Origin of the sequence: Marivita sp., assembly GCF_022763305.1 — a bacterium.
In the GTDB taxonomy this organism is placed as follows: Bacteria; Pseudomonadota; Alphaproteobacteria; order Rhodobacterales; family Rhodobacteraceae; genus Marivita.
In genome coordinates this window covers 1-8,841 of the sequence record NZ_JALEGT010000038.1, presented here as the reverse complement: position 1 = coordinate 8,841, position 8,841 = coordinate 1, and the positions used below count along the sequence as shown (strand labels likewise).

General features: G+C 62.8%; 10 protein-coding genes and 1 other RNA gene. 7 read left to right on the top strand and 4 right to left on the bottom strand.

The genetic code is table 11. The features are described from left to right. Positions 1-169 precede the first annotated feature (169 nt). Positions 170-616, bottom strand: a complete 447-nt coding sequence (locus MRY75_RS07075; RefSeq protein ID WP_292306432.1) for a YHS domain-containing (seleno)protein — start codon at positions 614-616, stop codon at positions 170-172. 179 nt (positions 617-795) lie between these two features. Here MRY75_RS07075 and MRY75_RS07070 point away from each other — a divergent pair, with 179 nt between their 5' ends. The 3 genes from MRY75_RS07070 (at position 796) to MRY75_RS07060 (ending at position 3,001) form a co-directional block, all read left to right on the top strand. Beyond that, positions 796-1,587 carry an inositol monophosphatase family protein gene (locus MRY75_RS07070; RefSeq protein ID WP_292306433.1) on the top strand — a complete coding sequence of 264 codons (792 nt, stop codon included), beginning with the start codon at positions 796-798 and terminating at the stop codon, positions 1,585-1,587. A gap of 63 nt (positions 1,588-1,650) precedes the next feature. After that, entirely contained in the window at positions 1,651-2,484 is an 834-nt protein-coding gene (locus MRY75_RS07065; protein WP_292306431.1) for a neutral zinc metallopeptidase, read from the top strand. A gap of 1 nt (position 2,485) precedes the next feature. Next, entirely contained in the window at positions 2,486-3,001 is a 516-nt protein-coding gene (locus MRY75_RS07060; RefSeq protein ID WP_292306430.1) for a protein-tyrosine phosphatase family protein, read from the top strand. Here the strand turns inward: MRY75_RS07060 and ffs are convergent. Beyond that, positions 3,001-3,099: signal recognition particle sRNA small type (ffs, locus tag MRY75_RS07055), an RNA gene on the bottom strand. The two genes, MRY75_RS07060 and ffs, sit on opposite strands and share 1 nt — an antisense overlap. Before the next feature lie 126 nt (positions 3,100-3,225). On the opposite strand from ffs, the gene nudC reads away from it, so the two are divergent. The 3 genes from nudC to MRY75_RS07040 are packed head-to-tail and all read left to right on the top strand — an operon-like array spanning position 3,226 to position 5,505. Then, positions 3,226-4,194: an NAD(+) diphosphatase gene (gene nudC, locus MRY75_RS07050; RefSeq protein ID WP_292306429.1), complete on the top strand. Its 969-nt coding sequence runs from the start codon at positions 3,226-3,228 to the stop codon at positions 4,192-4,194. Beyond that, positions 4,175-4,702 (top strand): SRPBCC family protein, encoded by a 528-nt coding sequence (locus MRY75_RS07045; protein WP_292306428.1) that lies wholly within the window; start codon positions 4,175-4,177, stop codon positions 4,700-4,702. The genes nudC and MRY75_RS07045 overlap by 20 nt, the downstream gene beginning before the upstream one ends. Beyond that, a complete protein-coding gene (locus MRY75_RS07040; protein WP_292306427.1) occupies positions 4,699-5,505 on the top strand; it encodes a DUF4198 domain-containing protein in 807 nt (268 codons plus the stop codon). The genes MRY75_RS07045 and MRY75_RS07040 overlap by 4 nt, the downstream gene beginning before the upstream one ends. Positions 5,506-5,517: 12 nt before the next feature. Here the strand turns inward: MRY75_RS07040 and hemC are convergent, their stop codons facing one another. Beyond that, positions 5,518-6,480, bottom strand: a complete 963-nt coding sequence (hemC, locus tag MRY75_RS07035; RefSeq protein ID WP_292306426.1) for a hydroxymethylbilane synthase — start codon at positions 6,478-6,480, stop codon at positions 5,518-5,520. Positions 6,481-6,581: 101 nt separating this feature from the next. Between hemC and hemE the strand changes: the two genes are divergently transcribed. Continuing rightward, positions 6,582-7,616 carry a uroporphyrinogen decarboxylase gene (hemE, locus tag MRY75_RS07030; RefSeq protein WP_292306425.1) on the top strand — a complete coding sequence of 345 codons (1,035 nt, stop codon included), beginning with the start codon at positions 6,582-6,584 and terminating at the stop codon, positions 7,614-7,616. Positions 7,617-7,639: 23 nt separating this feature from the next. Here hemE and MRY75_RS07025 read toward each other — a convergent pair whose 3' ends face one another. After that, positions 7,640-8,620, bottom strand: a complete 981-nt coding sequence (locus MRY75_RS07025) for a DMT family transporter (protein WP_292306424.1) — start codon at positions 8,618-8,620, stop codon at positions 7,640-7,642. Between the last annotated feature and the right edge of the window lie 221 nt (positions 8,621-8,841).

Genomic DNA, 8,841 nt, shown 5'->3' with positions numbered 1-8,841 from the left:
CATCGGTCAGCCAGTAAAGGTCGCTCATGTCACCGCTCCGTTTTCCGAGCCGTGAATCACGCAGCGGTGCGAAAATCAATGCATCCTGACCCTAGAAGGCGCTCGAACGGGCAATCAGTACAGTTTGCGGCGCCAATCGACTTAGATTGGTGCTGCAGATTTGTAATACTCACCCCAAAATCCCCGGCCAGTTCGCTTCGCCCTTGGCGATGTTGCCCGGCACGTCCTCGAGCCACAATTCGCGGGCGCGGAGGTTGGCGTTGAGGTAGAGGCGGTCTTCGTAGATCGTCCAGGCCTCGGGGGTTGTCGGCGCAAGGTAGCCGCGGGAGGCGGCGAAGGCGCAGTAGCCTCCGAAGGCGGGCGCGTAAGCGGTGGGGTTGGCGGCGAAGGCGTCGGCGGAGGCCTGATCGGCAAAGCGCCAGGTGGCGTCCTTGTATTGCACGGTCACATCGCCGCCCGCGACGGGGCCGTTCGTGGTGAAATAACCCACCGGGTCAGAGCCGTCGATGGCGATGCCGCCTTCCTGGTAGATCTCGGGTTCGCGGGCCAGCGCAGGGCGGGCAAGCCAGAGCGCGGGGGTGGCGAGGGCAAGGGCGGAAAATGTGCGGCGGTGCATCGGCGTTCATCCTTTGTCAACAACTCTGGGTCAAACATGGCAGGGATCGCCACGGAAAGAAGGAGGGTGATACATATCTCGCAGTGACGTGAAACGCCGTCATCGCCCAGCAGGCTCTTGGCATTGCGGGCTGTCCCGCTTATACGCCCGGTCTGATCCCGAACAGCCGGAGGCCCATGATGCAGGGCAGCGCCAATCTCAACATCATGATCAAGGCCGCCCGCAAGGCGGCGCGGTCGCTCACCAAGGATTTCCGCGAGGTCGAGAATCTGCAGACCTCGGCCACCAATGCCGGTGAGTTCGTTGCGCGCGCAGCGACGGCGGCAGGGGCGTCTCTGCGGGATGATCTGACCGGCGCGCGTGGGACATATGGCTATGTCGAGCCCTCGGGCGAGGTTGCGGGCGAAGACCCGACCCGGCGCTGGATCGTGAACCCGCTGGAAGGGGCTGCCAATTTCCTGCACGGCCAACCGCATTTCGCGGTGACGATCGCGCTGGAACACAAGGGGCAGATCGCATCGGCGGTGGTGTTCGACCCGGCCAAGGACGAGATGTTCTATGCCGAAAAGGGGCAGGGTGCGTGGCTCAACGACAACAAGCGTCTGCGCGTGTCGAGCCGGACCAAGCTGGTCGAGGCGGTGCTGGGCCATGCGGTTCCGTTCAGCGTGAAGCGGACGCTGCCGGCCACGCTCAAGGATCTGGCGCGGGTGATGCCGGAATGTTCGGGGATGCGCGCGTCTGGATCATCGGCGCTCGATCTGGCCTATGTGGCCGCCGGGCGGTTCGACGGCTTCTGGCAGCGCGAGGGCGCGATCACCGATCTGGCGGCAGGGATGTTGATCGCCTCCGAAGCAGGGGCGTTTGTCGAAGGTGTGCGCCCGGGGCAAAAGCCGCTTGAGGATGGCACCATCCTCTGTGCCAACAATCAGATCTTCTCGGCCCTGGCCAAGGTGATCCGCAGCGCCGACTGACGAAGGGCTATCCCGTCCTGACGGCATGTGTATCATGGTCCCGGAATTGACCGGGGGGATCATATGCGTCTGAGAGGAGTGCGGGGCAGTCGCAACATCGAAGACCGTCGCCGCAGATCTGGTGGGGGCCGGGCCGGGATCGGCGGGGTCGGCCTTTTGGTGGTGCTGGCCATCGGGTATTTTGCGGGCATCGATGTGACCCCGCTCTTGCAGCAGGCAGCGCAGCCTGCCTCGGCCCCGAGAGAGCTCAGCGCTGAAGAGGAGCGTGCGGCGGAATTCACCTCGCGCGTTCTGGCGACCACGGAGACGGTCTGGGGCGAGATCTTTCCGTCGCAGGTGGGACGACCCTACGACCCGCCGGTGCTGGTGCTTTATTCCGGGGTGACGGCATCGCCGTGCGGCAATGCCAGCGGGGCCACCGGACCGTTCTACTGCCCGGCCGACGCGAAAGCCTATCTCGACACGGCGTTTTTTGCGACGCTGTCGCGCCAACTGGGCGCGCGGGGCGATTTCGCGGCGGCTTATGTGATTGCGCATGAGGTCGCGCATCACGTGCAGAACGAGCTGGGTATCCTCGGGCAGGTGAACGAGCGGCGGCAGGCGGTGGGCGAGGCACAGGCCAATGCGTTGACGGTCCGGCTTGAACTGCAGGCGGATTGTTTGTCCGGTGTCTGGGCACGGTCTGTGGACGGGCTGCTCGAGCCGGGCGATCTCGAAGAGGCGTTGAATGCGGCGCGAATGATTGGCGACGACCATCTGCAGGCGCAGGCTGGCCGCGTGCCGCAACCGCACACGTTTACCCATGGCACCTCGGAGCAGCGGTCCCGCTGGTTTGCAACCGGATATGACAGTGGCGACATTCGCAGTTGCGATACATTCCGGGCGCAAAGGCTTTGAGATGATCGTCTACGCCCTTTCCGTCGGTCAGGGAATCCTTGCCATTTCGCCGATCCCCGGCGGCGAGGGCGATTATGCCGGGGATGTGCAGCACCTGATCGAATGGAAACCGGCAATCGTGATTTCGCTGGTCAGTGAGATCGAACTGGTTGCGGCGGGCGCGTCCGGGTTGTGGCATGATCTGGTGGATGCTGGCTGTCGGTGGGAGCATCTTCCGATCCCGGATTTCGGCGTTCCGGACGACGCCTTCGAAGAGGCCTGGCCAGAGGTCAGCGCAAATGCGCGGCGGGCGTTGATGGGGGGCGGGCGCATTCTGGTGCATTGCCGGGGCGGGTGCGGCAGATCGGGCATGGTCGCCCTGCGCCTGATGGCAGAACTTGGTGAGGCGCCCGACGATGCATTGGAACGGTTGCGTGCCGTCCGCCCATGCGCGATCGAAACGCCGGAGCAAATGGCCTGGGCGAAAGCGGCGAAACGGGAACCCGCCACGTTCATGCGACACGCGAAAGGGGAGTGAGGTGAGAGGCTGGACAACGACCCAAGCGTGGCTCGTTACGGCTGCTTCCTTCCGGACCTGACCGGGTTGGCGAGGTGCTCGCCCGCGCCAACCTCTCAACCGTCAGATAGTCGAGCCGATGACGGATTGCAACCCGGTCCACCTACCAAATTCCGTGCAGTGCATTGTTCTTTGCCGCGCCGCGTGGCAATCGCTTGGGACCGGCAGACGAGGGGGCAGGGGCGATGCGCAACGCGGAACAGGTGACATTTGGAGGATCCGGGCTGGATCGGGCGGCCGACCTGAGAGGCGACATTCCGGCCCTCGCCGCGGCAGTGCAGGACCCGGCCTCGCGGACAACCCTGATCTGGAAGGGCAAGCCTTTGGTCGTCCGAACGGAGACCACGTGCGCCCTCGCGCGCCTGCCGTTGACGCATCCGATTCTGTCCGAGGCGCGCGCTGCACCGATCCTGTTGGGACGGGAAGACGGCGCGGCGCGGTTCGCGCATGACCTGTCCGCCTGGGAGCCCGCCTCGGATGTCAGTGAGGTGGGCGCGTTCATCGACCGGAGCATACAGACGCATCCATCGCTTCCCGAGGATCATGGCTTTGCCGAGCTGCGCAACATCATGACGGCCCTGAGCGCGAGGGATGCGGAACTGGCCGCCACTGCGAAGGCCATTCTTGGCTGGCACGACACGCATGGGTTCTGTGCCAGGTGCGGCGCGCCCAGCGACGTGACGCAGGCGGGGTGGCAGCGTGTGTGCCAATCCTGTGGCGCGAGCCATTTTCCCAGGACGGACCCTGTCGTGATCATGTTGATCACTCATGGCAACAAGGTCCTTCTCGGGCGTTCGCCCGGTTGGCCCGAGGGCATGTATTCCTGCCTTGCGGGTTTCGTCGAACCCGGCGAGACAATCGAGGCCGCGGTGCGTCGCGAGGTCTGGGAAGAGGCCGGTGTCCAAGTGGGTGATGTCCGGTATCTGTCGAGCCAGCCTTGGCCGTTTCCAGCCTCGCTCATGTTCGGTTGCCACGGAATTGCGACAAGTGACCGGATCACCATCGATCCCAACGAGATCGAGGATGCGCTCTGGGTCAGTCGGGAAGAGGTGATGGATGCGCTGGCTGGTCTGCGCGAGGGTCTCCTGCCCGCGCGTAAGGGAGCCATCGCACATTTTTTATTGCGCAACTGGCTTGCCGATACGCTGGAATGACGCAACTTTAAGAGAAAATGCATCATACGGGGGCGAGCAGATGCAAGTAACTGGGACCGAAGATGTGGCCGCGCCGATCGAGCATGTGTTCGAGGAATTGACGGCGTTCGACGCGCTGGAGCGGCAGGCCCTGCGCCGGGGCATCGATGTTCGGCGGCAGTTCCGGGGGGGGGCACCGACACTTGGTGAGGGCTGGGAAGCCCAGTTCAAGTTTCGCGGCAAGGACCGCACAGCGAAGATCACGCTGGACGCTTACGATGCGCCAAACATGGTGCAGTTCGGCGGGGCTTCAGGCGGTCTTGAGACCAATACGCTGATCGAGCTCGTGCCGCTGTCCCCGAATCGGACGCGGGTTTCGGTTGTCTTCAAGATGTTTCCGAAAACGCTGTCGGCGCGCCTTCTGGTGCAGTCTTTCAAATTGGCTCGATCCAATATCAACAAGAGGTTCAAGAAACGCATGTCGCAATTCGCGCGGGAGATCGAAGCAAGAGTGGTCAGGAACGCATGAGACATGGATTGCCCGTTGCAGCACTTGCGCTGATGGCCGCTCCCCTGATGGTGTCGGCGCATGAATTCTGGATCAATCCCGTCGCGTACGAGGTGCCCTCGGGTGGTACGCTGGTGGCGACGCTGCGGGTCGGCGAACATTTCGCGGGGGCCGAGCAATCCTATCTCGAGCGGAATTTCACCCGGTTCGACATGCGCTGCGATGACGGCCTTGTGCCTGTGCCCGGTCGGGCAGGGGATCGTCCGGCCTTGAACGTGGCTGCGCCGTCAGACGGGCTGTGCGTGATCATTCACCAGACGCGAGACTACACGCTGACCTACAATGACTGGCAGAAGTTCGTGAATTTCGTCGAGCACAAGGATTTTGAAGGTGTGCTGGACGCACATCGGGACCGGGGCCTGCCCGAGACTGGTTTTGTTGAACTGTATAGCCGCTATGCCAAAAGCCTGATCGCTGTGGGCGACGCCGCCGGGAGCGATGCCGAAGTGGGCCTGCTGACCGAGATCGTCGCCGAAGCCAATCCTTACACTGATGATCTGACAGACGGATTGCCGATCCGGGTTCTCTACGAAGGCGAACCCCGCGCCGATGCGCAGGTCGAACTGTTCGCCCGTCCGCCTGAAGGCGACGTGGAGGTCACGTTGCATCGCACGGATGCCGAAGGGCGCGTGACCCTGCCAGTTCAGCCGGGTTATGCCTACCTCGCCGATGCAGTCGTGCTCAGACCGCTGCAGGCGCAGGCCGAAAAGGATCCGGTCTGGGAAAGTCTCTGGGCGTCTTTGACGTTTGCCGTGCCGGAGTGACCGGCACGCGCCTTATTTGGCGTGCCAGTCGAAAAAGCCGGGTCCCGCGCGATCAAGAAGCGTGCGGGCCAGGCTCTGGCCCATTTGTACGCCATCTTCGATCGGGCCGCTGATCTCGTCGGCATGAGCCTCGGAGCCGTCGGGGCGGAGAACCTCGCCGCGCAGACGCAGCGTGCTTCCACTCAGTTCCGCAAGTCCGGCAATCGGTGTTTCGCAGGACCCGTCCAGCGTGGCCAGGAAGGCACGTTCGGCGGCGAGTCGTTGGCCAGTGGGCGTGTCATGGATCGCAGCCAGCATCTGTGCCGCGCGGTCGTCGTTCACCCGACGTTCGATGCCGATGGCACCCTGCGCCACGGCGGGCAGCATGTCGTCGGTTTCGATAGCCGTCTTCGGGACCTCGTCCATCTTGAGGCGGTTGAGACCGGCCATCGCGAGGAAGGTGCAGGAGGCCACGCCATCTTCGAGTTTCTTCAGACGGGTCTGCAGGTTGCCACGGAATTCCACGACGTTCAGATCGGGGCGCCGGTTCATCAGCTGGGCGCGGCGGCGCAGAGAAGACGTGCCGACGATCGCGCTGGCGGGAAGGTCGGCGATGCGGGTTACGTGATGGGAGATGAACGCGTCACGGACATCTTCGCGCGGCAGGTAGCAATCGAGCATCAACCCTTCGGGCTGTGCCACGGGCATGTCCTTCATCGAATGCACGGCGATGTCGATGCGGCCTTCGAGCATCGCTTCTTCGATTTCCTTGGTGAAGAGGCCCTTGTTGCCGATCTCCTTGAGCGGGCGGTCCGCGTCGATCAGCGTGCGGTCATCCCCGGTCGTCTTTATGACCACGATGTTGAACGCTTCGAATGGCAGATCAAACGCCTTCGACAGGCGTTCGCGGGTTTCGTAGGCCTGAGCCAGAGCCAGCGGAGATCCGCGCGTGCCGATGTTCAGGGGTTGGTCGGGTGTGGGCAGGTCAATCGTCATGAATCGATCTTTATGCGTGTAAACTTGTCCTGACAACCATGCTTGTCTTGACATATGTGTTTCTAAGGTTGATCCGAGAGCAATAGACAAGGAAAGACCTGATGAGCCAGACAAAAACCATCCTTCGTGCCCTCGCGGGCGAAACTCTTCCGAACCCGCCGATCTGGATGATGCGTCAGGCTGGCCGTTACCTGCCCGAATATCGCGCGACACGCGCGCAGGCCGGGGATTTCCTGTCGCTCTGCTACAATTCGGAATTGGCGGCCGAGGTCACGTTGCAGCCCATCCGCCGCTACGGGTTCGATGCGGCGATCCTCTTTGCCGACATTCTGCTTCTGCCGCAGGCGCTGGGCGCGGATCTTTGGTTTGTGACAGGCGAAGGCCCTCGCCTTTCGACGATCACCACGCAGGCCGAGTTCGACAAGCTGGGCCACGGCGAGATGATCCATGACACGCTGAACCCGGTCTACGAGACCGTACGCATCCTGCGCCGCGAATTGCCCGAGGAAACCACGCTGATCGGGTTTGCGGGGGCGCCGTGGACGGTGGCCACCTACATGATCGCAGGACGCGGCACGCCCGACCAGGGGCCGGCGCATGCGCTCAAGCAAGAAAACCGCGCGCTGTTCGAGGCGATCCTGGAGCGGCTGACCGAAAGCACCATCGATTATCTGTCGGCGCAGATCGACGCCGGCGCCGAAGTGGTCAAGATCTTCGACAGCTGGGCCGGATCGCTCAAGGGCGACGATTTCGAGCGGTATGCCAAATACCCCGCCAAGGTCATCACCGAAGAGATCAAGCGCCGTCATCCGGGCATTCCCGTGATCGCCTTCCCGCGTCAGGCGGGCGACGGGTATATCGGGTTCCATGCGGCAACCGGTGCGGATTGTGTTGCCGTCGATGACAGCGTCACGCCAGAATGGGTGGCCGAGCATGTGCAGCCGGGTGGCTGCGTGCAGGGCAACCTTGCCTCGCATCACATGGTGACAGGTGGCGACGCGCTTGTGACCGAGACCCGCAAGGTTGTGGATGCTCTCAAGAACGGGCCGCATATCTTCAACCTTGGTCACGGGATCACGCCGGATGCGGATCCCGAGAACGTCCAGCTGATGATCGACACGGTGCGCGGCGCCTGAGACACCACTTCCCGGCTGCCGTGTCAGGGGACATGGCTGCCGGGACGCTTGGGCAAGATCACCTTGCCCTTCTGACGCTCGCGGAGAAACACGAAGAGGCCCGCGCCGAGGATCATGGCGCACCCTGCCCAGATCGCCGGGGTGGGCCATTCCGCAAAGATCAGCCAGCCCCAGAAAATCGCCAAAGGCAGCCCTATGTATTCGAAGGGCGCGATGCTGGCCGACGGGGCCATGCGATAGGCGGCGGTGATGCAATAGGCGATGATCCCGTTGCACAGTCCTGTCAGCACGAAGAACGGCCAGTCCTGTGTCGCGGGCCAGATCCACGCCCGCAGCAGGAAATGCAGGCTGGGCGCATCCGGGCCGGGATCGGCCTTTCCGTCACCGAGGATCAGGAAAAAGAGCGATGAGACCACGAGAAACATCAACTGGTTGTAGATTGTGAGCGCCGCTGCCGAACTCTTGACCCCCAAGGCCCGGGTCATCACCGCCATGGCTGCATAAAGCGCGGCGGCGATCACCGGCAGGGCGAAGAGCCATGGCGGACCATAGACCGATCCGCTGGTCCAGGGCTCCTGCATGACGATCACGCCCATGAAGCCGAAGACGATGGCCCCCAGACGCAGAGGTCCGACTTTTTCACCGAGGAAGAGAAAGCTGAACAGCGTGATGAAGAGCGGCCCGACAAAGAAGAGTGCCGTCGTCAGGCCCAGAGGCAGGACCGCGAGCGAGGCGAAGAAGGTCATGTTTGCGGCGACGATGGTCAATCCGCGCAGGACATGCAGCCCGGGGCGGTTGGTGCGTAAAAGGGCAATGCCCCCTTCGCGCTGCAGCATGATCGCCGAAAAGATGACCCCGATTGCCGTGCGCGTAAAGACGATCTGGTGCAGTGGATAACCCCCGGACAGCATCTTGATCAGCATGTCATTGATCGAAATGGCAAATACACCAATGCAGATCAGCGTGATTCCGCGCGCCACGGGAGAGTCAGGTTCGGAGGTCATATCGACGGATTAGGCCGTTCCGGGCCGAAGGTCACTTCCGAAAACGACATGCACAGCGCCTGCGGTCTGGCGCACCGCTTTCGGGATTGCGTCTGTCGGTGTCCGTATTAGGTATGCGTCCTAATACTACAGTTGCGGATGTTACATTTCTCTGATTCACTCTCGCTGAGTGACTTGGGGGAGGGATCATGGCAGTATCGGATTGGGCAGGGTCCCCACAT